This is a genomic window from Flavobacterium sp. 9R (assembly GCF_902506345.1).
Lineage (GTDB): Bacteria > Bacteroidota > Bacteroidia > Flavobacteriales > Flavobacteriaceae > Flavobacterium.
Genome location: NZ_LR733413.1, coordinates 626,603 through 651,494, shown reverse-complemented (window position 1 = coordinate 651,494; position 24,892 = coordinate 626,603). Strand labels below are relative to the sequence as shown.

General features: G+C 32.0%; 28 protein-coding genes. 18 read left to right on the top strand and 10 right to left on the bottom strand.

Annotated features, from left to right (window positions below; all coding sequences use genetic code 11):
* The first annotated feature begins 219 nt into the window (after positions 1 to 219).
* From FLAVO9AF_RS02925 to FLAVO9AF_RS02910, 4 genes are all read left to right on the top strand, one after another.
* Positions 220 to 507, top strand: coding sequence for a hypothetical protein (locus FLAVO9AF_RS02925; RefSeq protein ID WP_159684008.1), 288 nt, complete (start codon positions 220 to 222; stop codon positions 505 to 507).
* A gap of 74 nt (positions 508 to 581) precedes the next feature.
* On the top strand, positions 582 to 2,213 hold the full coding sequence (locus tag FLAVO9AF_RS02920) for a SulP family inorganic anion transporter (protein ID WP_159684005.1): 1,632 nt from the start codon (positions 582 to 584) through the stop codon (positions 2,211 to 2,213).
* 28 nt (positions 2,214 to 2,241) lie between these two features.
* A complete protein-coding gene (gene can, locus FLAVO9AF_RS02915) occupies positions 2,242 to 2,877 on the top strand; it encodes a carbonate dehydratase (protein WP_159684002.1) in 636 nt (211 codons plus the stop codon).
* Positions 2,878 to 2,998: 121 nt separating this feature from the next.
* Positions 2,999 to 3,445 (top strand): GNAT family N-acetyltransferase, encoded by a 447-nt coding sequence (locus FLAVO9AF_RS02910; protein WP_159683999.1) that lies wholly within the window; start codon positions 2,999 to 3,001, stop codon positions 3,443 to 3,445.
* A gap of 66 nt (positions 3,446 to 3,511) precedes the next feature.
* Here the strand turns inward: FLAVO9AF_RS02910 and FLAVO9AF_RS02905 are convergent, their stop codons facing one another.
* Genes FLAVO9AF_RS02905 through FLAVO9AF_RS02890 form a run of 4 tightly spaced genes read right to left on the bottom strand, consistent with a single transcriptional unit; the run spans position 3,512 to position 6,066 of the window.
* Entirely contained in the window at positions 3,512 to 3,985 is a 474-nt protein-coding gene (locus tag FLAVO9AF_RS02905; RefSeq protein ID WP_159683996.1) for a copper resistance protein NlpE, read from the bottom strand.
* A gap of 30 nt (positions 3,986 to 4,015) precedes the next feature.
* A complete protein-coding gene (locus tag FLAVO9AF_RS02900; protein ID WP_159683993.1) occupies positions 4,016 to 5,104 on the bottom strand; it encodes a calcium:proton antiporter in 1,089 nt (362 codons plus the stop codon).
* Entirely contained in the window at positions 5,104 to 5,622 is a 519-nt protein-coding gene (locus FLAVO9AF_RS02895; RefSeq protein ID WP_159683990.1) for a DUF4251 domain-containing protein, read from the bottom strand. Before FLAVO9AF_RS02895 ends, FLAVO9AF_RS02900 begins: the two co-directional genes overlap by 1 nt.
* Before the next feature lie 12 nt (positions 5,623 to 5,634).
* Positions 5,635 to 6,066, bottom strand: coding sequence for an META domain-containing protein (locus tag FLAVO9AF_RS02890; protein ID WP_159683987.1), 432 nt, complete (start codon positions 6,064 to 6,066; stop codon positions 5,635 to 5,637).
* Between the two features lie 186 nt (positions 6,067 to 6,252).
* Here FLAVO9AF_RS02890 and FLAVO9AF_RS02885 point away from each other — a divergent pair, with 186 nt between their 5' ends.
* From FLAVO9AF_RS02885 to FLAVO9AF_RS02870, 4 genes are all read left to right on the top strand, one after another.
* A complete protein-coding gene (locus FLAVO9AF_RS02885; RefSeq protein ID WP_159683984.1) occupies positions 6,253 to 6,777 on the top strand; it encodes a hypothetical protein in 525 nt (174 codons plus the stop codon).
* A 183-nt stretch (positions 6,778 to 6,960) separates the two neighbouring features.
* Positions 6,961 to 7,593 (top strand): superoxide dismutase, encoded by a 633-nt coding sequence (locus FLAVO9AF_RS02880; protein WP_236552335.1) that lies wholly within the window; start codon positions 6,961 to 6,963, stop codon positions 7,591 to 7,593.
* A gap of 10 nt (positions 7,594 to 7,603) precedes the next feature.
* On the top strand, positions 7,604 to 8,179 hold the full coding sequence (locus FLAVO9AF_RS02875) for a YdeI family protein (protein WP_159683982.1): 576 nt from the start codon (positions 7,604 to 7,606) through the stop codon (positions 8,177 to 8,179).
* A 77-nt stretch (positions 8,180 to 8,256) separates the two neighbouring features.
* Positions 8,257 to 9,456: an LETM1-related biofilm-associated protein gene (locus tag FLAVO9AF_RS02870; protein WP_159683979.1), complete on the top strand. Its 1,200-nt coding sequence runs from the start codon at positions 8,257 to 8,259 to the stop codon at positions 9,454 to 9,456.
* 66 nt (positions 9,457 to 9,522) lie between these two features.
* On the opposite strand, the gene FLAVO9AF_RS02865 is transcribed toward FLAVO9AF_RS02870, so the two are convergent.
* Positions 9,523 to 9,993 (bottom strand): Dps family protein, encoded by a 471-nt coding sequence (locus FLAVO9AF_RS02865; protein WP_159683977.1) that lies wholly within the window; start codon positions 9,991 to 9,993, stop codon positions 9,523 to 9,525.
* Positions 9,994 to 10,096: 103 nt separating this feature from the next.
* Here FLAVO9AF_RS02865 and FLAVO9AF_RS02860 point away from each other — a divergent pair, with 103 nt between their 5' ends.
* Positions 10,097 to 11,038, top strand: a complete 942-nt coding sequence (locus FLAVO9AF_RS02860; RefSeq protein WP_159683973.1) for a hydrogen peroxide-inducible genes activator — start codon at positions 10,097 to 10,099, stop codon at positions 11,036 to 11,038.
* 35 nt (positions 11,039 to 11,073) lie between these two features.
* On the opposite strand, the gene FLAVO9AF_RS02855 is transcribed toward FLAVO9AF_RS02860, so the two are convergent.
* The gene (locus tag FLAVO9AF_RS02855) at positions 11,074 to 11,271 is read right to left on the bottom strand and encodes a hypothetical protein (RefSeq protein WP_159683969.1); all 198 of its coding nucleotides are present in this window, start codon (positions 11,269 to 11,271) and stop codon (positions 11,074 to 11,076) included.
* A 131-nt stretch (positions 11,272 to 11,402) separates the two neighbouring features.
* Positions 11,403 to 12,071, bottom strand: coding sequence for a tRNA (5-methylaminomethyl-2-thiouridine)(34)-methyltransferase MnmD (gene mnmD, locus FLAVO9AF_RS02850; protein ID WP_159683964.1), 669 nt, complete (start codon positions 12,069 to 12,071; stop codon positions 11,403 to 11,405).
* Positions 12,072 to 12,449: 378 nt separating this feature from the next.
* Between mnmD and FLAVO9AF_RS02845 the strand changes: the two genes are divergently transcribed.
* The gene (locus tag FLAVO9AF_RS02845; RefSeq protein WP_159683960.1) at positions 12,450 to 13,517 is read left to right on the top strand and encodes a branched-chain amino acid aminotransferase; all 1,068 of its coding nucleotides are present in this window, start codon (positions 12,450 to 12,452) and stop codon (positions 13,515 to 13,517) included.
* Between the two features lie 57 nt (positions 13,518 to 13,574).
* Here FLAVO9AF_RS02845 and FLAVO9AF_RS02840 read toward each other — a convergent pair whose 3' ends face one another.
* Positions 13,575 to 13,976, bottom strand: coding sequence for a nucleoside triphosphate pyrophosphohydrolase family protein (locus FLAVO9AF_RS02840; protein WP_159683956.1), 402 nt, complete (start codon positions 13,974 to 13,976; stop codon positions 13,575 to 13,577).
* A gap of 79 nt (positions 13,977 to 14,055) precedes the next feature.
* Between FLAVO9AF_RS02840 and FLAVO9AF_RS02835 the strand changes: the two genes are divergently transcribed.
* The 5 genes from FLAVO9AF_RS02835 (at position 14,056) to FLAVO9AF_RS02815 (ending at position 17,006) form a co-directional block, all read left to right on the top strand.
* Positions 14,056 to 14,244 (top strand): hypothetical protein, encoded by a 189-nt coding sequence (locus FLAVO9AF_RS02835; protein ID WP_159683953.1) that lies wholly within the window; start codon positions 14,056 to 14,058, stop codon positions 14,242 to 14,244.
* A 119-nt stretch (positions 14,245 to 14,363) separates the two neighbouring features.
* Entirely contained in the window at positions 14,364 to 15,470 is a 1,107-nt protein-coding gene (locus FLAVO9AF_RS02830) for an SRPBCC family protein (RefSeq protein WP_159683951.1), read from the top strand.
* Positions 15,471 to 15,535: 65 nt separating this feature from the next.
* The gene (locus tag FLAVO9AF_RS02825; RefSeq protein WP_159683948.1) at positions 15,536 to 16,078 is read left to right on the top strand and encodes an RNA polymerase sigma factor; all 543 of its coding nucleotides are present in this window, start codon (positions 15,536 to 15,538) and stop codon (positions 16,076 to 16,078) included.
* Positions 16,079 to 16,110: 32 nt separating this feature from the next.
* Positions 16,111 to 16,524 (top strand): hypothetical protein, encoded by a 414-nt coding sequence (locus tag FLAVO9AF_RS02820; RefSeq protein ID WP_159683945.1) that lies wholly within the window; start codon positions 16,111 to 16,113, stop codon positions 16,522 to 16,524.
* Between the two features lie 32 nt (positions 16,525 to 16,556).
* Positions 16,557 to 17,006 (top strand): sensor of ECF-type sigma factor, encoded by a 450-nt coding sequence (locus tag FLAVO9AF_RS02815; RefSeq protein ID WP_159683941.1) that lies wholly within the window; start codon positions 16,557 to 16,559, stop codon positions 17,004 to 17,006.
* 55 nt (positions 17,007 to 17,061) lie between these two features.
* Here FLAVO9AF_RS02815 and FLAVO9AF_RS02810 read toward each other — a convergent pair whose 3' ends face one another.
* Positions 17,062 to 18,123 (bottom strand): oxidoreductase, encoded by a 1,062-nt coding sequence (locus tag FLAVO9AF_RS02810; RefSeq protein ID WP_236552266.1) that lies wholly within the window; start codon positions 18,121 to 18,123, stop codon positions 17,062 to 17,064.
* A gap of 116 nt (positions 18,124 to 18,239) precedes the next feature.
* Between FLAVO9AF_RS02810 and FLAVO9AF_RS02805 the strand changes: the two genes are divergently transcribed.
* The 3 genes from FLAVO9AF_RS02805 (at position 18,240) to FLAVO9AF_RS02795 (ending at position 22,862) form a co-directional block, all read left to right on the top strand.
* Complete coding sequence (locus tag FLAVO9AF_RS02805) at positions 18,240 to 19,421, top strand: hypothetical protein (protein ID WP_159683938.1); 1,182 nt, start codon at positions 18,240 to 18,242, stop codon at positions 19,419 to 19,421.
* Positions 19,422 to 19,542: 121 nt separating this feature from the next.
* Complete coding sequence (locus FLAVO9AF_RS02800) at positions 19,543 to 21,504, top strand: KUP/HAK/KT family potassium transporter (RefSeq protein ID WP_159683936.1); 1,962 nt, start codon at positions 19,543 to 19,545, stop codon at positions 21,502 to 21,504.
* Positions 21,505 to 21,638: 134 nt separating this feature from the next.
* The gene (locus tag FLAVO9AF_RS02795; protein WP_159683932.1) at positions 21,639 to 22,862 is read left to right on the top strand and encodes an RsmB/NOP family class I SAM-dependent RNA methyltransferase; all 1,224 of its coding nucleotides are present in this window, start codon (positions 21,639 to 21,641) and stop codon (positions 22,860 to 22,862) included.
* A gap of 92 nt (positions 22,863 to 22,954) precedes the next feature.
* On the opposite strand, the gene rho is transcribed toward FLAVO9AF_RS02795, so the two are convergent.
* Complete coding sequence (gene rho, locus FLAVO9AF_RS02790; RefSeq protein ID WP_159683929.1) at positions 22,955 to 24,796, bottom strand: transcription termination factor Rho; 1,842 nt, start codon at positions 24,794 to 24,796, stop codon at positions 22,955 to 22,957.
* Positions 24,797 to 24,892: the final 96 nt, after the last annotated feature.

Here is a 24,892-nt window from a genome sequence, read left to right as displayed (position 1 = left end):
ACTTACAAAATTACACCTCCTAAAAAATAGGGGGTACTTGTAAAAATTTAATTTTTAATCAATTTTAGAGAAACATCAAAAAGAGCAAACCATAAAAGAAAATATAAAGTCTAAAAACTATTATCTATACTATAAATCCATCATCACTTACTATATTTTCAACTTCACTGTACGCTCCTTTATTTAATTATGTATTTTTACCACTCAATTATGCAAAACATGAAACCATTTGCTATCCTATTATTAGTGTTTTTCATCTTGTTTATATTCAAGCCTTCAATAGTTTCGATTATTGAAAAGAAAGCAACTGTTAGTTTTGCAAAAGAAGCAATAGAAGAAGATGACACCAATGAAGAAAAAAAAATAGCTTCTTTTGAACAAATAATAAAATTTGAAATCTCCAAGAAACCGGCGGTCACATCTTCCAAAACAAGCCGTATGGATGTTTTTTTGTTTTCTAATAACCCTATTCAAAAAATCAACACCCCGCCTCCTCGAAAAATTTAATTAATATAATTTCGACCGTTTTTAGACCTTGCTAAAAACTTTTAAAAAAAATTAATTACCTATTTCAATATAAAATGTCAAAAAAAATAAACTTATTCGCCAATCTTAACTCCGACTTTGCCGCTGGGCTAGTGGTTTTTCTAGTAGCTTTACCATTATGCTTAGGTATAGCAATGGCTTCTGGAGCTCCATTGTTTTCTGGCATCATTTCAGGAGTAGTTGGTGGAATCATAGTTGGCTATCTAAGCCAATCACATATAAGTGTGTCCGGACCTGCAGCAGGACTTACCGCTATTATACTAACAGCCGTAACCGACTTTAAAGCTTTTGATATCTTTTTGCTAGCTGCATTTTTAGCTGGTGCAATACAACTTTTATTAGGTTTTGTAAAAGCAGGAAGTATTTCAAATTATTTTCCGAATAATGTAATTGAAGGTATGCTTGCTGGTATTGGTATAATCATTATCTTAAAACAATTACCCCATGCAGTTGGTTACGACACCGACTTTGAAGGCGATGAAGCTTTTTTTCAAACTGACGGAAACAATACTTTTTCTTCGCTTTTAGGTTTCTTTGACTATATCCAATTAGGTTCAATTGTCATCACCCTTATCTCACTTGCAATATTAATTACTTGGGACAAACTTCCTGCTCTAAAAAAACTAAAGCTAATTCCAGGCGCACTAGTCGCTGTAGTTGTAGGCGTAATTTTAAATGAGATATTCACAGTAAGCGGAAGCACTTTGGCAATTCAAAAAGAACATTTGGTTTCTTTACCCATTCCAACATCCTTTGAAGAATTCAAAAACATAATTATTACACCAAATTTCTCTAACATAACCAATCAAAAAGTTTGGGTCGTTGCTCTAACAATAGCCATTGTTGCTTCAATTGAAACGTTATTATGCATAGAAGCTGCCGACAGAATGGATTTTCAAAAAAGATACACCAATCCTAATGTAGAACTCAAAGCCCAAGGAATTGGAAACATGATAAGTTCACTTTTAGGAGGTTTGCCAATGACATCCGTAGTGGTTAGAACTTCAGCCAACAATAATGCTGGAGCCAAATCAAAAATGGCCGCCATTATACACGGTGTTTTGCTATTAATAAGTGTCCTAGCCATTCCATCAATTCTAAACAAAATTCCACTAGCTACGCTCGCAGCTATTCTATTACTAGTAGGATACAAATTGGCTAAACCTGCCACTTTTCTTCATTTTTGGCATTACGGAAAATACCAATTCGTTCCATTCATTGCTACTTTATTAGCTGTTGTATTTACTGATTTATTAAAAGGTGTAGCCTTGGGTATCGTCATCAGTATTATCTTCGTATTAAGAGGAAATTTAAAAAGAGCTTACAGCTTTAGAAAAGAGGAATATGAAGATGGAGATATAATTCATATTGACTTGGCACAAGAGGTTTCTTTTCTTAATAAAGCTGCTATAAAATCAACTCTAGCCAAGATACCTGAAAATTCAAAAGTAATTATAGATGCAAAAGACACCGTTTATATTGCCCACGATGTTTTAGACTTAATCACTGAATTCAAAGAAATTAGGTCTAAAGATTTAAACATCAAAGTGAAGTTAAAAAACTTTAAAAACGAATATCGTCTTGAAAACACCGATAACGGCAATCATGTATCGGTAGAACATTATGATTTTACAAAGCGTAAAATCATTAAAAAAGAAGTTTTTTAATTAATATCAATTTTATTATCCAATCAAAATGAAGGATTTTTATAAAAAAATACTAGACAACAACAAAGAATGGGTTGAACAATCGTTAGCAAAAGATCCGAACTATTTTCAAGATTTAGCTAAAGGACAAACCCCTCCCCTTTTATGGATAGGATGCTCTGATAGTCGAGTTCCTGCTAACGAAATCATTGGCGCTAAACCAGGCGAAGTATTTGTACACAGGAACATTGCCAATATGGTCGTGCATACCGATATGAACATGCTAAGTGTGTTGGATTACGCCGTTAATGTCTTAAAAGTCAAACACGTTTTAGTTTGCGGACATTATGGTTGCGGAGGAATCAAAGCGGCAATGGGCAATAGTTCTATTGGAATCATTGACAACTGGATTCGACACATAAAAGATGTTTACCGATTACACAATGAATACCTTGACTCAATTCAAGACGAAGATAAACGATTCAATACTTTTGTAGAAATAAATGTAAAAGAACAAGTCTTTGATTTAGCTAAAACATCTATTGTTCAATCGGCCTGGAAAAACGGACAAGAGCTTACTTTACACGGATGGGTTTATGGCTTAAACTCTGGATTTGTAACAGATTTACAAGTTAATATTAGCTCTAACAAAGATTTAGACCAAGTATATCAATTAAAATTTTAATACAATAATTGTTCAACAAAAGCTAAGGGATATCTTTTAAGATATCCCTTTTACATTTATATTTTGTAAAACAAAAATATTTTTGTATTTTTATTAACAAACCACTTAAAAACAAACAGTTATGATAAGAAAAGCTACTCTTGACGACCTTGATGCATTAACCGTTTTATTCGATCAATATTTGGTTTTTTATAAAAAGCCTACAGACATCAAAACTCATAAAAACTACTTAAAAGAACGACTAGAAAACAACGAAGCGATTGTATTTATGGCTTTTGACGAACAAAATAAAGCCATAGGATTTGCTTTAAATTACATTACCTTTTCTTCGCTATTGCTAAGCAAAATTGTAATTCTAAACGATATTTTTGTAGACTCTAGTATAAGAAAAAAAGGTACTGCCCGAGAATTAATAGAGGAAACGAAAAAATTAGCCATAGAAATTGGTTCACCAATTATTCGCCTTCGAACGGCTAAGAATAATTTTGTAGCACAAAATTTATATAACAAAATGGGATTTGTTCGCGACGAACATTTGTACGGCTATGATTTAACTTTAACCAAATAGTATAAAAAAATAAAGCTCAACATCTATATTCGAATGTTGAACTTTATTTCCCAAAGAAAGAAATAACTATTTTTTTTGAAGAATATATTTAGAAGCTAAATTACCTTCCACTATTTTACCTTGCATATCCATTTGAACCAAATGATTTTCACCTACTTTATATTGATTAGGCTTATGTTCTAAACCATTCAAAATAATAACAGACCCTGATTCATCCCAAGAGAAAGTTCCTTTTTCAGCATTAGTCTTTTCAGAACCCTTACCTATATATTTTGTCTTTAAAACAAAAGTTTTATCTTTTCCTAAAGTTAACTCGGTCTCTATACCTTCACAATTAGCACAAGGAGTTATTCCAACATATATTCCGTCCCAATCCAATGACGTTTCTGAATTATCGCCAGTATGAATAGTATCAATTGGCATTCCTGCAACCGAATCTGCTTTAATTTCAGTAAGATTGGTTGTCGCTTCTTTATCTTCTTTTTTACACGAAAATAACAATAGACCTAAAATAATGGTAAAAAAAATAGCTTTTTGCATCTTGTTTTGTCTTAAAAATTAATATCTGTTTTATGGAATAATAGTAATAAATAAATATACTGAAAAAACAACAAGCAAAACAACCCCTTGAATCATAGTTGTTTTTCCTGTACGTAATGACAATGACAAAATGAATAATGACAAAATAAACAACACAGTTGATTTTACATCAATTCCAAGAGTAAGATCTAAATTAAAAAAAATAGACACCAATGCAACAGCGGGAATTGTCAATCCAATACTTGCCAATGCTGAACCAAATGCCAAATTCAAACTAGACTGCAGGCGATTATTCATAGCTGCTTTAATTGCAGACAATGCTTCTGGCAAAAGCACTACACACGCAATTATAATTCCCACAACAGATTTGGGAGCACCGATAGAATCAATTCCACTTTCAATGCTTGGTGACAAAGTTTTTGCTACCAAAACGACCAAAGCCAAAGCCATAATTAATAAAAGTGCACTGATGTAACCAACCCAATTGGTTGGAGCAACTTCATGCACTTCCTCATGCTCAGAGGCATCCGAAGGCAAAAAAAAATCCCTATGTTTTACAGTCTGCATCAACAAAAAAGAGCCATACAAGATTAAAGAAACAAATGAGACAAAAATTAATTGCTCATTATTGTATATAGGTCCTATGACACTTGTTGTATAATTCGGTAAAATTAAAGTTAAAACCGAAATTGCTATCAATACTGTAAGAGCAGCGCTAATGCCGTCTAATCCGTAATTCTGTTCTTTAAATTTAATCCCGCCTATTAGCAAACATCCACCAACAATTCCTGTCATTATGATCATTTCTGTTGCAAAAATTGTATCTCTTGCTAAAAAAGCTGTTCCTTCACCACCAGCAAGCATTAAAGACACAATTAAAGCTACTTCTATTGTGGTAATTGCAATAGCCAATACAAGCGTACCAAGTGGTTCACCAACTCTTAGAGCAACAACTTCAGCATGATGCACTGCAGCTAAGATGGTTCCTATTAATCCAAAAGACAAAAGGATTAAAAACACAGTACTCATTTCAGCAGGTTTTCCTAGATACAGAAAACAAGTCAAAATAGGAACAACTATAGACCAATATGGCAAATGAGGAGCGATTTCTTTTTTCATCAATTTACAGGTGGTGCCATTATTTTTCCTGAGTAAGAAATACTAGCTCTATTATTGCTATTAATTATCAATGAAGCACCCCCATCAAAGAAAATAGTCAAATTCAAGGTGTAAGTATCATTTTTATCCTTAACCTTTGCTTTTAACTGATAATTCTTCTTTGTTTTTTGAATGGAAAACTCACTTGGCACACCCTCAAATTTCAAACCTCCATCACCGCCTCCATAAGGTACACTGCCAGTAGCTCTACCAAAAAAAGGCATATCACTTTTTATAAAATCTTTTGCAAAAGACACAAAATTTGGATTCGTTGTCAAATCAATACTTCTGTAGCCCGTTGGAAAAGCTCTATTCCCTTCAAAAACAAACTTTTGAGTAGCAACAAGCGATTCTGTTACTTTTTGTTGTTCAATTTTACGATCTTCTTTGATCTGTTTTTTTGTTTTTTCTTGTGCCACTATTCCATTTGAAAAAAACAGCACAATCAGTACGATTGCAATTTTTAATGTATTTCTCATATCTAAAGTAATTTATTTTTTTTCAAATCGCATTAAAGGCACTCCATTTCCAAGCATTGTAAGTACTTTGCCTTCTTCAGTAATGCTATAACTGTCAATTTTTTCTAACATATCCATATATACACGATCACCATTTCCTTGACAAGCCATCATTGTAACAGCCATTTTACTGTCTTTAAAATTAATTTTATCACCTTCGATGGTTAATTTTCCTGAATAAGAGTTACAACTATTCTTTCCAAATACTTTTTGCCCTGCTATATCAAAATTTATAACCGGTTTTTGCCCAGGATACAAACCTTCAAAAGCAATTCGTGGACCACTAATATATGTTAAGACCCATTCACCTTGCAAAGAGTTTGGAGAATTTGTTGTATTTTTGGTTGTAGTACATGCTGCCATTATCAAAACTAAAAACGCAATTAGTAAACTATTTTTTTTCATATTAAAGTATTTACAGTGATTATTATAATCAGATTAAACGTATAATAGTTGTTATTTGCTATTCAACTATAGCACTTTAAACATCCATTAGCTGTCTAGTAAATTTACTAAAACTATGCCATTAAAAACATCACACTGGTTTTTTACCATAAATTTAATATAATTTTAATACAAATCATAACAAAAATGAAAATACTAGGAATTGGATCTCGTATAAATCATGAACAATTTGGGAAAGGAGTTATTACCAATGTAACCTCTTCAGAATATTGGGTAACATTCATAGATTCTGGATTAGAAACAATAGCCTTAGACAGTTCGTTTGAAATAATTGAAGCTGCAGAAAACGAGGTTGACACAATAAGTTTTTATGAAGTAGAAACTACACTTAAACATTTATTACAAAAATGGTCAGACGTTTCAGAAATTGTTCCGATAGCTGATAAATGGAAAGGAGGCAAAATCATATTAGAACCCGGACAAGCTGGCTTAGCTTCTAAAGAAATTCCAATTGACACATTTTTTCATAAAATTATTATGGTTAGAGACCGGTTAAGAGTAATGGAACAAAAAATCAATTCTAGCAAAATAGAAGAAATTGAAAAAATTGAATTACAACAATACCTCACAAGGATATATGGAACGCTAACAACATTCAATGTCCTTTTCAAATCCCCAAATCATAATTTTGTAGGAGAGAAATCCAAATAACCCAAAAACACCACTTAATCATCTAATTCAAAGAAAATGGAAAACAACAACAGCAGCAGAAGAGATTTTATCAAAAAAACAGCTCTTCTTTCAACAGGGATTTTCATGGGAACTTCGATTATTAATTCTAGCTCGGCAGCAAACGCAACTTTTTTGAATCCAATTCATTTCAATGATGATTTATTGAATACTCAAGAAACAACCTTTAGCTTACCAAAGTTACCTTATTCCTATGATGCACTAGAACCACATATTGATAAGCTTACAATGGAAATTCACTATTCGAAACACCATCAAGCTTATGTGACGAATCTTAATAAAGCAATTGAATCATTAGACAAATCAATTATTGATAAAGCAAAAAACCTCTCTTCTATTTTCGAAAATATGAGTCTTTTCCCTGAAGCCATTCGCAATAATGGAGGTGGACATTACAATCACAGTCTGTTTTGGAATTTAATGAAACCTAACGGTGGTGGAGAACCAAAAGGAAAATTGGGAGAAGCAATAACTGCAACATTTGGATCTTTTGACGCTTTCAAAAAACAATTTGCCGATGCAGCAGCAAAACGCTTTGGCTCAGGATGGGCTTGGTTAGTAATTAGTAACGGAAAATTAACCATTACTTCTACCCCAAATCAAGATAATCCATTAATGAACTTACCTACGATTGTCGCCAAAGGAAAACCTGTTTTGGCACTAGACGTATGGGAACATGCTTATTACTTAAAAAATCAAAACAGAAGAGCTGATTATATCGCTTCTTTTTGGAACGTTGTAAACTGGGAAGCAGCTGAAGCGCTTTTCATCTCTTAACCTAGAACATTTGGAAGAAAAGGAACATTTATATTTTAAAAATGCTGACGAATGGCGAACATGGCTTCATGAAAATCACCATTCGTCAAAAGGCATTTATCTCTTATTTTATAAAGTAAGTAGCGATTATGAAAGCATGCGCTGGGAAGAAGCCGTTCAAGTTGCTATATGCTATGGATGGATAGATTCGACAGTAAAAAAAATTGACGAACACCAACGTAAACAACTTTTCACCCCAAGAAAAGACAAAAGTGTTTGGAGTAAATTAAACAAAACCTATATCGAAAAGCTGATTCAAGAAAATGCAATACATGAAAGTGGTCTACGGAAAATCGAAATCGCAAAGCAAAATGGCTCTTGGAATTCCCTTGACGAAGTAGAAAACCATATTATACCAGAAGATTTACAACTGGCATTTAACGATAATCCAAAAGCTTGGAGCAATTATCAAGCTTTTAGTCCTTCTTATCGAAAAAGCTATTTATACTGGCTTAATCAAGCCAAAAGAGTCGAAACCAGACAAAATCGAATTCGAGAAATCATTCGCCTTTGCGAACAGAATTGCAAATCACGAGACTCCTATTAATTTTTAAACTAAAGTTTAACTTTTACTAACCATTGTCGTTGTAAAAAAACATAGCTTTGCAACTTCAAAAGATAACAATGATTAACCCATCTGCGCCTGGTTGGATAGACAAATTTTTCACAGAACAACCTTTTTCTGAAGAACTTTCTTCAGAAAACAGTGCTTCTTTTTATCTAAAAACAAGGGATACAGGATTTATTTATGGTCACATAATTTCGTTCAACACGATAAATCCAATTGATTCCAAAAGATGGTTTAAAGAAGAAATCTCCAAAGTTGCTTTACTAAATACACTTTATGGTGCTTATTGCTTATCAGAATCTGATAAAGCACCAGAAATATTTGTAGCCAAAGCATTGGAATTCTACAACCAAATGAATCCACAGGGCTTTAGCCTACTAAAAAAAATATTGCCCAAGAACAGTAGGTCTTTGACTTTGGAAAAATTTATTGACGAAAGAGTGCAAACCAACGATGGCATCATCAATAAAAACTTTTCACATTTAGTCACCAATGCGCTTTTATTTATTGATGTTTTGGCGTTTTGCCAATACCTAAAACACGGAGAAATACCTGAAAAATACTTGAAACGTATTGAAGAAACCGTTGTCAATATTGTAGCTTTAGCATTAAAGATAAAAAGCAACAAAACACAGTATGACGATTTATTAATCAAACTTTTTGAAGCTTCGATTCGTTATACCAAATTTTCAAAAAAAGCTTCTCTATCTTTAGAATCGCTAGAACTCGATTATTTTACTATTGATTTAGAAAAAAAATACCTGATTGATATTACGGGTATGGCGCTTTGGAGCGATGGTGTAATTGAAAAAGAAGAAGCTTATTTTTTACATACTTTAGGCACTATTCTCAACGAATCCGATGAATTTGTTGTAGCATCAATTCATCACACCAATGATTTCATTACAAAATACAAAAGTGAAATCCCTTATTTCAATTATTCCAATCCTGTTAAGCATTTTTACGACCAAACTACCGAAAGTGTGGTAACTTTGGTAACCCGAAATAAAAACAGATTGGTCAAAGAAATTTTGGAGAGCAAAGAATTAATGGTACTCTTAGCCCATTCAACCCACCGTGACCTTGATGAAAAAGAGAAGAAAAAAATCAGAAAGCAAATTTTGGATATCTGCAAAACGATACCTTCGCTTACTATATTTTTATTACCCGGAGGAAGTTTATTGCTTCCAATTTTAATTAAGTTTATCCCAACTTTATTACCTTCTTCCTTCAATGAAAATTTAGAGGAAGATTAATAATTAGACATAAAAAAAACAGAAGCTTTTGTACTTCTGTTTTTTTAAAACTAAAATTTAGAATGATTAAGCCAACCAAGCCTGCATCATCCATATCGTTTTTTCTTGTTCTACAATAAAGTCACTCATCATCGAACTCGTTCCTTCGTCATTAATAGCCGAAGCATTTTCTAAAATTTTTCTTTCAATCGTTAGCAAACTTGCCAAAGAATCCACAATTAGTTGAATCGCCTTTTCATCATTAGAAATATCTTTACCGACTTCTAATTGGTTGTGCTTTATATAGTCATCAAAAGTATGCAAAGGAGTTCCTCCTAGTGTAAGTACACGCTCTGCAATTAAATCAATCTTCAGTTGAGAATCATTGTACAATTCTTCAAATTTAAGATGCAAGTCAAAAAAACGTTTTCCTCTAATATTCCAATGCATTCCTCTCAAACTTTGGTAATACACTTGAATATTAGACAACAAAACATTCAACTCTATTACAATTTTTTCTGTCTCTTGTATTGGTAAACCAATAGTATTTAGTTTCATATCAATTCATTTTTAAATATGTTGCAAAATTACCTATATTTTAAGGCGAAAACGGTATCAGTTAAATTGATTGTTTTTATATTTACATCAAATATTACTATCAATGACAATCACTCAACTCAAATATGTTCTTGCCGTTGCGGAACATAAAAATTTCACCCTTGCTGCTGAAAAATGCTTTGTTACTCAACCTACATTGAGTATGCAAATTCAAAAAATAGAAGAAGAATTAAACATTCAAATATTTGACAGAACCAAAAAACCAATTCAACTTACCGACATTGGTCAAAAAATAGTTACACAAGCCAAAAATATTGTAAACGAAGCAGACCGAATTCAAGATATCGTAGAACAACAAAAAGGATTCATTGGTGGCGAATTCCGCTTGGGAATAATTCCAACGATAATGCCTACTTTATTACCGATGTTTTTGAAAAATTTCATCAAAAAGTACCCAAAAATTCGTTTGATTATTGAAGAGTTAAACACGGCAGATATCATTTCTAAACTAAACAATGGTCATTTAGACGCAGCGATTGCAGCTACACCTCTTTTGGAAGATAAAATAAAAGAAATTCCTTTGTATTATGAACCTTTCGTGGCCTATATTCCAGAAGGGCATCAACATTTTTCAAAAAAAGAAATCGAAGTTAGCGACTTGAATTTGGACGAAATCTTGCTGCTACAAGACGGACATTGCTTTAGAGATGGGATTTTGAATTTGTGCAAAAACAGCAATTCAAACGAAGTAAATCATTTTACTATTGAGAGTGGTAGTTTCGAAACCTTAATTAAACTGGCAGATGAAGGTCTCGGTACTACTTTACTCCCTTACCTTCATACCTTGGATTTAAAAGAAAGCGACAAACTAAAACTTAGACATTTTGTTGAACCAAAACCAGCAAGAGAGATTAGTTTAATTTATCCAAAAAATGAGCTAAAAATTCAGATAATAGATGCCCTAAGAAACACAATTGCTGGAGTCATAAAAGGAGCAATTGTTTTTCAGAATGTAGAAATTATAAGTCCAATCCAGAAAAAATAAAACATAAAAAAAGGAACCAATTGGTTCCTTTTTTTTTATCTATTTACTATAACAAGACATTGTTTTAATTCTGGCTTTTCATAAGTAAAATCAAATAACCATTCTTTTAGTTGTTCCAACTCATACGGTAATAAAGTTCGTATGGCTTTTTCTAATTCTTTACAAAAAAGGATGGGGTCAAAACTTACTCTTTCTAACACTGATTTAGTGTAATCAAACATTATTTTCGACATAATTAAATAAGATTTTTGGGGTTATCTTGCGGTAAATTTAATCTTTTTCTTTTTAGCATTTACATAATTAACTAAGATTTATCCTTTTTTTATACTGATTTTTCATAGCCAAAAACGTTTTCGTAGTGTTTTCAAGGGACGAGCTTCGTTGCACGAAACATTTCTCTTTTACCGGGTGGTCCTGCTAATTTTTCTACTTTAAAACCTACTTCTATCATACTTCTTTTGACCACACCTCTTGCTGCATAAGTCACCAGTATTCCATTGTTTTTGAGCGCTGTATACATTTTTTGAAAAATTGCTGTACTCCACAAATCAGGCTGAACTCTATAGCCAAAAGCATCAAAATAAATCAAATCATACTGTTCAACATCATCAATAGCTTCAAAAAATTGTTGTCTTTTTGTTAAACAAAAATCTTCATCTATTACAATGGACTTTTCCCAATCATCACGATGCATTTTTTCAAAAACGGATTCGTACTCCAAAGCCTCGAGTTCTTCTACATAATTCATTCCTTTTAATTCTTCAATTGAAATAGGATAAGCTTCTACTCCAACATAATTAATAGATTGATTGCGTTTTTTAGCTTCCAAAAAAGTTATAAAAGCATTAAGACCTGTACCAAAACCAATTTCTAGAATGGAAATATTTTGAGACGGAAACAAAGCCAAACCATTCTTAATAAAAACGTGTTTAGCTTCTTGAATTGCTCCGTGTTTAGAATGATAACATTCGTCCCAATCTTCAATTTGAATAGTAGTTGAGCCATCTAAGGTTTGGATAATTCTTCTTTTCATACGAATAAAGATTGTTTTTGAAATAGATTTTCTGTTGTTGTTTTGGGTGTTGAGCGATGTAAAGATAGTACGAATGACGATTTCAAAACAAATTGATGTTTATTTGTGAATTTGTAATTTCACTTTAAAACAAAATTTAGCAATAGTTAGGTTCTTTAACGGACAAAAACGCAAGTATTTATTATATATTTCATATAAAATCACAGTAAATAAATCTGATTTTTAAAAAATACATAAATCGCAATTAAATGAAATACATCATACAATTTTCGCATCGTTTTTAGCCTTTTTTACTTAATTTTGTAAAAAATAAAATCAAAAGAGAAAAATCTATTTTTTTATTTAATTATTGAAACTAAAAACTATTAATACATAATCATGAGTACTTCTCAAGCAACTACAATTAACATAACAAAAGCTGCTACTTCAAAAATAAACGAAGTAGATTTTGATAACTTAAGTTTTGGAGCCGTTTTTACGGACCATTTATTTGAATGTGATTTTAAAAATGGCGCTTGGCAACAACCAGTTATTAAGCCTTACCAACCTTTTCTTCTAGACCCTTCAGCAAAAGTTTTTCATTACGGTCAAGCTATTTTTGAAGGCATGAAAGCATATAAAGATGATAACAACGATTTATGGCTTTTCAGACCAGATGAAAATTACAAAAGATTTAATGCATCGGCAGTAAGAATGGCTATGCCAGAAGTTCCTAAAGAAGTTTTTATGAATGGTCTTAACGAACTTTTGAAAATTGACGAAGCTTGGGTAAAAAAAGGATTAGGAAACACGATGTACATTCGTCCTTTTATGATTGCAACTGGTGAAGGTGTGGTAGCTAACCCATCAAGCGAGTATAAATTTATGATTATCCTTTCTCCTGCAAAAGCTTACTATTCTGGAGAAGTAAAAGTTTTAATTGCTGAGCATTACAGTAGAGCAGCTAATGGAGGTATTGGAGCTGCTAAAGCTGCAGGAAATTATGCTGCACAATTTTACCCAACAACATTAGCAAACAAAGAAGGATTCCAACAAGTAATCTGGACAGATGATGCTACACATACAAAATTAGAAGAAGCAGGTACAATGAATGTGTTTTTTAGAATAAATGACACGCTATTAACTGCACCTGTAAGTGAACGAATTTTAGATGGAATCACAAGAAAAAGTCTAATTGAGTTAGCACAAAAAGAAGGGATAAATGTAGAAGTACGACCAGTTTTAGTTAGCGAGTTAGTAGAAGCTTCTAAAAACGGAACCCTAAAAGAAATTTTTGGTGCTGGTACAGCCGCAGTTGTAAATCCAATTGTTGGGTATTCCTATAAAGAGGAATATTATGAGTTACCTAAAATTGAAAATTCATATGCTGAACAGTTAAAAAGTAAACTTACTAATATGCAGCACAAATTAGAAGCTGACCCATTTGGTTGGACAGTAAAAATTTAATATTTCTGCACATAAATAGCAAAAGGCGATTTTCAATTTGAAAATCGCCTTTTTTTATTACATAGAATCTTCTACAATTTTTAGAATTTTAGAAAAATCAGGTTTAAAATAATTAGGTCCTTTCATGACTTTTCCATCTTCTCTATAGATTGGTTTTCCGTCTTCACCCAATTTACTCATATTACTTCGCTGAATTTCGTCAAAAACAGCTTCAATATGATTTTGTAAACCATGTTCAATAATGGTTCCACATAAAATATACATCATATCTCCAAGAGCATCAGCAATTTCAACAATATCATTGTTATTTGCTGCTTCAAGATATTCTTCATTTTCCTCTTTCATTAAATTAAATCGAAGTAAATTCTTTGATTCACCCAAATCAGCATGTGGTTGTTCTTTATGCCCAATGGCAAAAGCTGTATGAAATTCCTTTACCGCTTCAATTTGTTTTTGCATAATTAGATAAGTTAATTGAAGTAGCAAATTAGCAATAATTCCTATTCAATTACTTAAATTTGTAGAAAAATTTACCACTATGTTTAGTCAAGGACAATTAATTTTTGGCGCTTGTTTCGCCATCGCCTTTATATTTGCAATGATTATTGCTTACCGAAAAGATGCCAATTTACACCGAATGTTTTATAAAGGAAATTATAAAATTTTATTAGGATTCCTTCTTTTTATTGGGCTTTTGTTCCTTATAAAAATTTATCTTAAGCATTAAAACCACTATTCTTTCTAGATTACCAAGCTTATTATTATAAAGTAAGAATCAATTCTAAAAAGTACTCCTACTTTTTGAATAAAATTTCTAACTTTACGAAAGTATATATCCAAAATCTCATGCAAATCCTAAAATATCTTTTTCTTTTACTATTGTTAAGTCTTGTCGCTACAACTATTTTCGTAGCTACTCAAAAAGGAGAATTTCAATTAGAACGAAGTAAAATTATTAATGCGCCAAAAACAGCAGTATTTAACTATGTAAATGACTATCAAAATTGGCCCAATTTTAATTCGTGGATGCTTGATGATAATAATTTGAAAATGACATATCCAGCTATTACTTCTGGTAAAGGAGCCTCTTGTTCTTGGACTGGTGCTGATGGCACTGGGGACATTCAAACAATAACTTTGAAAAACAACGAGAATATTACCCAAAAATTAAACAATAACGGAACTGAATCTGAAGTTTTTTGGTATTTCAAGGACACTGTTGGAGGTACTAAAGTAACATGGAAAACTAAAGGAAATTTAAGTTTCGAACTAAAAATGTATGCTACTTTAAAAGGTGGTGTTGAACGAAATATAGGTTCAGTATATGAAAAAAGCTTGAAAAACCTAGATAAAGTTTTAGATTATGAAACAAATACCTACAATGTAAAAGTAATAGGTGAAGTGAGAAAAACAGCTACTTTTTATTTGAGTCAATCCTTTCACAGCAAAGTAAGCAACATTAATAAAAATAGTCGAATTGTCTTTTCAAAAATAAACGAATATTGCGAGAAGAATGGAATTGAAGTTTATGGCAAACCATTCATAATTTATCACAATTACGATGCTACTAAAGAAATTGCAAAACTAACATTCTGCATTCCCGTAAAAAGCGAAATTTTCTCGACTTCAGATAAGGACATAATTCCAGGAAAACTAGCCTCTTTCCTGGCAATAAAAACAACATTAAAAGGTGATTATTCACATTTACCAAAGGCTCTAACACAAACAGATACTTACTTTACTAACAAAGCAATTCGAAGAGATACTAAATTTTCACATATTGAAGTCTACTCGATTGGCAAAAATGAGTCAAGACAGCCTTCAAAATGGGTTACCTTTATCTATTCGCCTACACAACCTAAAGTAATCCCTACTCCTATTGTGCGAACAATACAGCCAAAGAAAACAGTAACAGAAACACCTGCAGAAGAAGAAATTCCATCAGAATTTTAAAAAATAAATCATTTAGATTAAACCTTTTTAAAGAATGCTATTCTAAACATAAAAAAGTGTAAAACTTGCAAGAAGAACAAGCATTTATCCAGCAATTATTAGACCCGAAAACGCAAAATAAAGCGTTCGAGCAATTATTGAAGGAATACCAAAAGCCACTTTATCATCATATTCGGAACATTGTCTTAAACCATGACGATACCGATGATGTTTTGCAAAATACATTTATTAAAGTTTTTCGTTATTTAAAAGATTTCAAAGGAGATAGCAAACTTTTTTCATGGATGTATCGAATAGCTACCAATGAGGCTTTGACTTTTTTAAGTCAAAAGGCAAAAAAAAACAATCTATCTTCTCAAGAATTACAAGAAAAAACAATTCAAAATCTTCAATCTGATGTCTATTTTGAGGGTGATGAAATTCAATTAAAATTACAACAAGCAATAGCACGTTTGCCAGAAAAGCAACAATTAATCTTCAAAATGAAATATTTTGAAGATTTAAAATACGAAGAAATATCGGAAATATTAGGAACTTCAGTAGGAGGACTAAAGGCTTCTTATCATCATGCAACAAAAAAAATTGAAGCTTTTGTAACCGAAAATTAAACCTTTAGACATTGTTAAAGTCTTAAACAAATATGAAAGAATTTAAATTAGATAACCAACCGAAAATAAACACTGGATTTAGTGTCCCTGAAAATTATTTTGAAAATTTTTCAGCAAAACTACTTCAGGAATTGCCTAAAAATGAACCTAAAGTAATTTCTTTTTATCAAAAGAAAAAGAAACTACTTTTTGCAGCTGCTGCAATTTTTATTTTAGCTCTAAGTATACCTATTTACACGGCCTTATTCAGTTCAAGTCAGGAACTTGACAATGCAAGTATAGAAAACTACTTGGCATATCAGCAAAATATAACACAATATGAGTTAATAAGTGAATTGGAGGATGAAGATTTACTTACACTTAATGAATCTTCTCCTGCAGATAATACAATCATTGAAGAACATTTACTAAAAGAAGAAAATTTAGAACAACTTATTCTCGAATAACAGCAACTTTTGAACAAAACAAGATAAAACTCATGACAATTAAGAAACTTTTCCCGTATTTGTTTTTATTACTTTCTTTAATCACTTATGGTCAAAATGAAAGATTAAAAGAAAAGAGAGACCAGATAAAAGCTATGAAAGTAGCCTTTTTAACTACTGAACTTAATCTGACATCAATTGAGGCTGAAAAATTTTGGCCAGTTTACAATGCCTATGATGACAAACAATTTGAATTAAGACATCAAAAAATGAAAACTTATGCCAAAAAACTTAACGATGGTTCTTTGGATAATATGAGCGACAGAGAGGCTTTGGCCTTCCTAAATCAAATTGAGAGTACAGATGAAGAACAATATGTAATTAGAAAAAAATTCAATTCGGCCTTAAGAAATATATTACCTCCAACAAAAATCCTAAAACTAAGAAAATCTGAGGTAGATTTTGACAGAAAGCTACTTCAACAATACCGCAACAAAAACTAATTAATAGTTTCATTTAGTTTTAGCCTCATAACTTCATTTTTGAATTTATGAGGTTTTATTTTTTTAATGAAATTCGAATCATTTTGTTCTTGCCAGCTGCTATTGCAGTAGAAGCATCTATAAAACGTAGGGTAAATAATGAAGAATCTGTGCTCATTTGCTTCCAAGTTGTGCCCCCATCGCCAGAATAATGAATGCCCGTAGCACCAACGGTCACTATTCCATTTCCTTTACTTTTGGGAACAAATTGTATGCATGAAATATAGCCAGGACCACTATTTTCGGCTAATAATTGCCAAGTTTTACCTCCATCCCTTGTGATAGCTTTATTACCAAAATTCTGATTCGGCAATTCATAATTCCCTCCAGCTATACAACCAATAGATTCATTATAAAATGCAGCCGTAAAAATACCCGTCATTTGTTGGCCTTGTATGATTGGTGTATCATTTACCGTCCAAGACTTTCCTTTATCAGGAGAGTAAAAAATTCTTGCTTTTTTGCCACCAGAAACTATCCAAGTATGATTTCCTTTAATGACGATATTAGTATTACTTGCAGCAAAGGCACCTTCATCTTCAAAATTTTTAAAAAAAACTTCTTTTGGTAACGATTGCCATGTTTGTCCTCCATCTCTCGTTATGATAATACTAAAATAGTTGTCAATAGGGTCGCCTAAAGCTATTCCTTCTTTTGAATTCCAGAACTGCAAACTATCAAAAAATATCTTATCATTAGAATTCTCATAAACCAACTCAGTACTCAAGTTTTCTTTGTTCACTTTGAACAATAAAGCTGGACTGGCAATTGTTAAAGCAAAAAAATGTTTGGCAGTAATTGCGCTGCTTCTAAATTCAAATTTTAAATTATCCTTCTCTACTTTATTTATAACCTTCTCTCTTTTCTTTAAATCGAAAAAACCATATCGATTGTTATTGGCTACAAACCATACTTTGTTGCCTTCAATATTTAATGAACGGATACTAATCTCATCTTTAAACAAAGTATCAATCTCAATTTTTTGAAAAAAACTGCTTTTATTTTTGCTTTTTTGAGCGTTACAACAATTGAAGCTTAACACACTAAAAAACAATGGAATTACTATATTTTTTATCATTATAATACATTTTATATAGGCTAAAATACAATTATATTTAAATATTGATAATTAAAAAAAACATTTATTGGCACAGTAATTGGATTATTGGTTAAAGAACTTTAAAACCAAATGCTATGAAAACTAAACTACTTTTATTTGCAATAGTTTCAACTCTTGTAACAGGATGTTCAACTGCACAAGACCGAACTACAATCTATGCCAAAAACGGAGAAATTAGCGATAATTTAGACTTAAAAGCAGTAGCATCTGTTTTTGGTGAGTCCTCGAACTTACAAGATTTTGAAAGAAGATTAAATGATCCAAGACTCCAACTTTCAAACTTAGATCTTAATGATGACAACCAAGTTGATTATTTAAGAGTTATCGAATCTGTTGAAAAAAGAACACACGTAATTGTTATTCAAGCAGTTTTGGGTAGAGATTTATTTCAAGATGTAGCAACTATTGATGTTGAAAAAGATCGCTATAATAATGTAAGCGTTCAAGTGGTTGGAGATGTGTTTATGTATGGTCCAAACTATATTTATGAGCCTGTTTATTATAGAACACCTGCAATTTACGCTTCATTTTGGATAGGAAATTATCGACCATATTATTCAAGCTGGAATTGGAACTATTATCCATCCTACTATTATGCCTGGAATCCATTTCCCGTGTATAGATACAGAAGTAACATTAATCACTGTATAAACGTTCATAATTCCTATAGATATGTTACTTACAGAAGCAGTTACAGAGCTCCTCATATATATGCTTCTAGCCGTCATAATGCTTATGAAAGAAGTTATCCAAATTACTCTTTTTCAAGAAGAAATGCAGAAATAACAAATCGTTATGAGCTAGAAAGAAGAAGAGAAACTAGAGAAAATTACAGTTCAAATCGAAACTTAACCCGTTATGAATCTAATACCAACAGGAATTATAACAATTCAAGAATTGAACCTTCAAGAAGATATGCTGAAAACAGAAGTAATTCTCAACAATATAGTAATCAACGAAGCGATATAGATTATAGCAATAATAACTCAAGAGCAACTCCATCAGTTAGAGTAGAATCATCAAGAAACGATTCAAACTATAATAGATACAACAGAAGTACTGAAGCTACTTCAAGAGATCAGGAATCAAAAAATTCTAATAGTCAAAATACTAGAGAAAATAGATCTCAAAGAACAGAGCAAAAAGCATCTAATTCTTATGAAAATAGAAGATCCGAAGCCAACAGTACCAATTCACGAAGAGAAAACTCATCAAATGAAAGTAGAGGAAACAGAGTAACAAATAGAAGTATTTAACTCAAATCTCAAAATAAAAAAGACACGACTAACTGGTCGTGTTTTTTTATTATTTATTGTAATTAAATCCTTTATTTTATTTAAAAAATGTAAATTTGAAGCAGTTTTTTAAAAATTATCCATGAGCGCATCGCACAAAGACCTACATAGTAAATTAACTTTAGGTGGTTTATTGATTTCTTTAGGAATTATTTATGGTGATATTGGGACATCACCTTTATACGTTATGAAAGCCATACTTGGCGAACACATCATCGACCCAGATGTGGTATTAGGAGGTGTATCATGTGTTTTTTGGACACTGACTCTACAAACTACTTTAAAATATGTTCTTATTACTCTAAGCGCTGACAATCATGGTGAAGGAGGTATTTTTGCACTTTATGCATTAGTCAAAAAAACCAAAATACAATGGTTGATTGTCCCGGCAATAATTGGAGGTAGCGCGCTTTTGGCAGATGGTATAATAACACCGCCAATCTCCGTTTCATCTGCTGTTGAAGGAATAAAAACATTCAATCCTGAAATAAATACAGTACCAATAGTAATAGCAATTTTGGTCATTTTATTTACCATTCAACAATTTGGAACTAAATTAGTTGGTAAATTTTTTGCACCAATGATGACCATATGGTTTTTAATGTTAGCTGTTTTAGGTGCCATTCAAATTAGTTACCATCCTGAAGTTTTTAAAGCCATAAATCCTTATTATGCTTATCATTTACTGTCAATTCATCCTGATGGTTTCTTTGTACTAGGATTTGTATTTTTATGTACAACTGGTGCTGAGGCATTATACTCAGATATGGGACATTGTGGAAGAAAGAACATTAGAATCAGTTGGATTTTTGTTAAAACCGCTTTAGTTTTAAATTACTTTGGGCAAGCTGCCTATCTAATTCAGCATGGTGGAGCAACACTACAAAGTTTAGGAGGAGACAATGGAAATCCTTTTTACTTAATTATGCCAAACTGGTTCCAACCTTTTGGAATTGTCATTGCAACATTAGCTGCAGTTATTGCATCACAAGCTTTAATAAGTGGATCATTTACTCTTATTAATGAGGCAATGCGATTGAATTTCTGGCCTAAAGTTAGAATTAAGTATCCTACTGAATTAAAAGGACAACTTTACATCCCTTCTATAAATTGGCTTTTATTAGCGGGTTGTATTGGTATTGTATTACACTTTAGAGAGTCTAGTAATATGGAACATGCTTATGGTTTAGCCATTATTCTATGTATGATAATGACCACCATTTTGCTAAATTATTATTTAATTATGAAGCGTGTAAAATGGTATTTCTTTATGCCATTGATTACAGTATATCTTATAATTGAATTTAGTTTTCTTGCGGCAAACATAACTAAATTCGCTGAAGGTGGTTATGTAACTTTATTCATCGCTATTCTATTGATATCCGTAATGACCATTTGGTATCTTGCTAAAAAAATCAATAAAAATTACACCAAAATTGTTAAGATTGAAGACTTTAAGAAAGTACTTGTTGAGCTGAGTCGTGATTTAACAATACCAAAATACGCAACGCATTTAGTTTACATGACTAATGCAGGAAGAGTAGATGAAATTGAAGAGAAAGTAACCTATTCAATTTTACAAAAAAGACCAAAAAGAGCTGATATATATTGGTTTGTACATGTAAATGTACTTAACGAACCCTACAAAAAAGAATACAAGGTAACTGAAATTGTTAAAGACGACATCTATAGAATCGATTTTAATCTTGGCTTTAGAGAACCCACAAAAATCAATCTAATGTTCCGAGAGGTAATTGTAGATATGGTTAAAAAAGGAGAAGTAGACGTTACAAGTAGGTACGAATCATTAAACAAAAACAATATTGTTGGAGACTTTAAATTCGTTCTTTCTGAAAAATTCTTATCCAATGATTCAGATTTATTATGGCATGAAAAAATCATAATGAACTCCTATTTCTTAATCAAAAAACTAAGCTTATCTGAGGAAAGTGCTTTTGGATTGGATAGTAGTTCTGTTAAAATCGAAAAATTCCCAATGGTACTTCACGCACCAGAAAACCTTGGTCTTACCAGAGTAAAATAATCATTCGATAAACAAATTTAAAGCACTGTTTTATACAGTGCTTTTTTTTATGTAAAAAATTTAAAAACAACAATCCTGATTAAAAATTTAACAATCAATCAATAAATAGTACCTTTGCAGTTCAAATATTAAAAATGAGATTACACAGAAATTTAGTTTATACTACTATAGATGCCTTGAACGCCATATTCAATGAAGGAGAATATGCCGATAAAGTAGTAGCCCGTTCGTTAAAAAAAGACAAACGTTGGGGAAGTTCCGACAGAAAATTTGTTGCTGAAACTATATACGAAATCGTTCGTTGGAAACGATTATATGCTGAGATTGCCGAAGTTAAAGAACCGTTTGACAGAGATAATCTTTGGAGAATTTTTGCGGTTTGGGCCGTTTTGAGAGGATATCCAATTCCTGATTGGAGACAACTTGAAGGCACACCTGAACGCAAAATAAAAGGAAGGTTTGATGAGCTATCAAAAATCAGAACCTTCAAAGAATCTATTCCTGATTGGATGGATGAAGTTGGAGTTAAAGAACTAGGAGAAACAGTTTGGGCAAAAGAAATTGCCGCTCAAAATCAGCCCGCTAAAGTAGTACTTAGGGTTAACACTTTAAAAACTACCAAAGAAAAGCTAAGAGCTATTTTAATGGATTTGAATATCGAGACAGATACTCTAAAAGACCAACCAGATGCATTAGTTTTGAGAGAGCGAGCAAATGTATTTTTAACTGATGCTTTCAAACAAGGTCTTTTTGAGGTTCAAGATGCAAATTCACAACTAGTGGCTTCTTTCCTTGATGTAAAACCAGGAATGAGAGTGGTTGACACTTGTGCTGGTGCTGGTGGAAAAACACTCCATATTGCAGCACTTATGGAAAACAAAGGGCAATTAATTGCGATGGACTTGTACGAAAGTAAATTAAAACAATTAAAACTAAGAGCCAAAAGAGATAGCGCATTCAATATAGAATATAGAATTATTGATTCTACAAAAGTCATTAAAAAATTGCATCAGAAAGCGGATAGAGTACTTATAGACGCTCCTTGTAGTGGTTTAGGTGTTTTAAAAAGAAACCCTGACTCGAAATGGAAATTACAACCAGAGTTTATCGATAATATCCGAAAAGTACAGTCGGAGGTTTTGGAAAGTTATTCTAAAATTGTAAAACCTGGAGGTAAATTAGTATATGCTACCTGCTCAATACTTCCTTCAGAAAACCAAGAACAGGTGAAACGTTTTTTAACCACAGACATCGGGAAAGAATTCACTTTTATCAAAGACCATAAAATATTGGCTTCAGAATCTGGATTTGACGGTTTTTATATGGCTTTATTAGAACGCAAAGGAAATACTGAGTAAAAAATAACTCAATTAGCATTAAAACAAAAAAAATCCTCATAAGAGGATTTTTTTTGTTTTTAAATACAGAAGAATATAGCTAATACAGTATTTTAATCATTCATAGAAATCAAAAACTCTTCATTATTACGCGTTTTCTTAAATCTATCATTGATAAAATCCATTGCTTCAATTGGATTCATATCGGACAAGTACTTTCTCATAATCCACATCCTGTGTAAAGTATTTTGGTCTAAAAGTAAGTCATCACGTCTAGTACTTGAAGAGGTCAAATCGATAGCTGGGAAAATACGTTTATTTGCAATTTTTCTATCCAATTGCAATTCCATATTTCCAGTTCCTTTGAATTCTTCAAAGATAACTTCGTCCATTTTCGAACCAGTTTCAGTTAATGCCGTTGCAATAATACTTAAAGAACCTCCATTTTCAACATTTCTTGCAGCTCCAAAAAAGCGTTTTGGTTTTTGTAATGCATTCGCATCTACACCACCACTTAACACTTTACCGGAAGCTGGTTGAACGGTATTATAGGCTCTTGCTAAACGAGTAATCGAATCTAATAACACAACCACATCATGACCACACTCAACCAATCTCTTAGCCTTTTCTAATACAATATTTGCAATTTTAACGTGTTCTTGTGGTTCTCTATCAAAGGTAGAAGCAATTACTTCACCTCTTACACTGCGTTGCATATCGGTAACCTCTTCTGGACGCTCGTCAATCAATAAAACAATTAAATAAACTTCAGGATGGTTGGCAGCAATAGCATTAGCAATATCCTTTAATAACATTGTTTTACCTGTTTTTGGCTGAGCAACAATCATTCCACGCTGACCTTTACCAATTGGAGAAAACAAATCGATAATTCGAGTAGAAATCGTACTTTGTTTTTCGGCTAACTTAAACTTTTCTGAAGGAAACACTGGAGTTAAATGTTCAAATGAAACTCTATCTCTAACTACCTGTGGGTCGTGACCATTAATTTTTAAAACACGTACTAATGGAAAATATTTCTCACCTTCTTTTGGAGGACGAACAACTCCTTTTACTGTATCACCAGTTTTTAAACCAAATAAACGGATTTGAGAAGTAGATAAATAAATATCGTCCGGTGAAGCCAAATAATTATAATCAGATGAACGAAGGAAGCCATAACCATCTGGCATCATTTCTAAAACTCCTTCACTTTCAATTATACCGTCAAATTCAAAATCGGCGTCTTTGAAATTATTTTTTTTGTTTTTAAAATTTTGGTTCCCATTCGAATTCCCATTTTGATTTTGATTTTGATTAGGATTCTGATTTGGATTCTGATTTGGATTCCCGTTTTGTTTTTTTAACTGATTTGGGTTTATTTTTTTTGCAGGAACTAAGGGTTCGTTAACATCCTTGGTTTTCTCCTCCGAAATTTTCTCTTCTAAAACTCCCACTGAAGCAACAGCCTCTGAATTAACAACTTCTTCAGTAACTACCTCTGCTTTTTTTGCATTTCCTTTTTCTTTCTTTAGAGCAAGTTTTTTTTCATAAGCTGATTTATTAAATTTAACTACATTATCAGCCTTCTTGCCACCATCATTGTTCTCAATGTCTTTTGCTTCAACCAATTGCGCTTCACTATTAGTTTCTAACGTTTTAGAATTAGCCGATTCAACTTTATCAATGGTTTGTTCGTTTTGAAAAAGAGTTGGTTTATCATCTACTTCTTTTACTTTTTTATTTGGAACAATTCGAACTCTTTTAGGTTTTTCAGCATCAACAATATCATTAGAAATAACAGTATCTACAACTTTAGCCGTTGCATCTTGATGCTCCAAAATAAGACCTATTAAAGTTTCTTTTTTGACACCGTTAAACTTTATTGTTTTTGCTGTTTTAGCAATTTCTTGAAGCTCAGAAAGCTTCAATTCTTTTAATGCAGAAATATCAAACATGAATGTTCTATTAGATTATTTATTTTGGGAAATCGTGTGAAGAATAGAATGGATTTTTTTTCTTGAATCAACCGCAGTATGAAGTGCTTACGGATT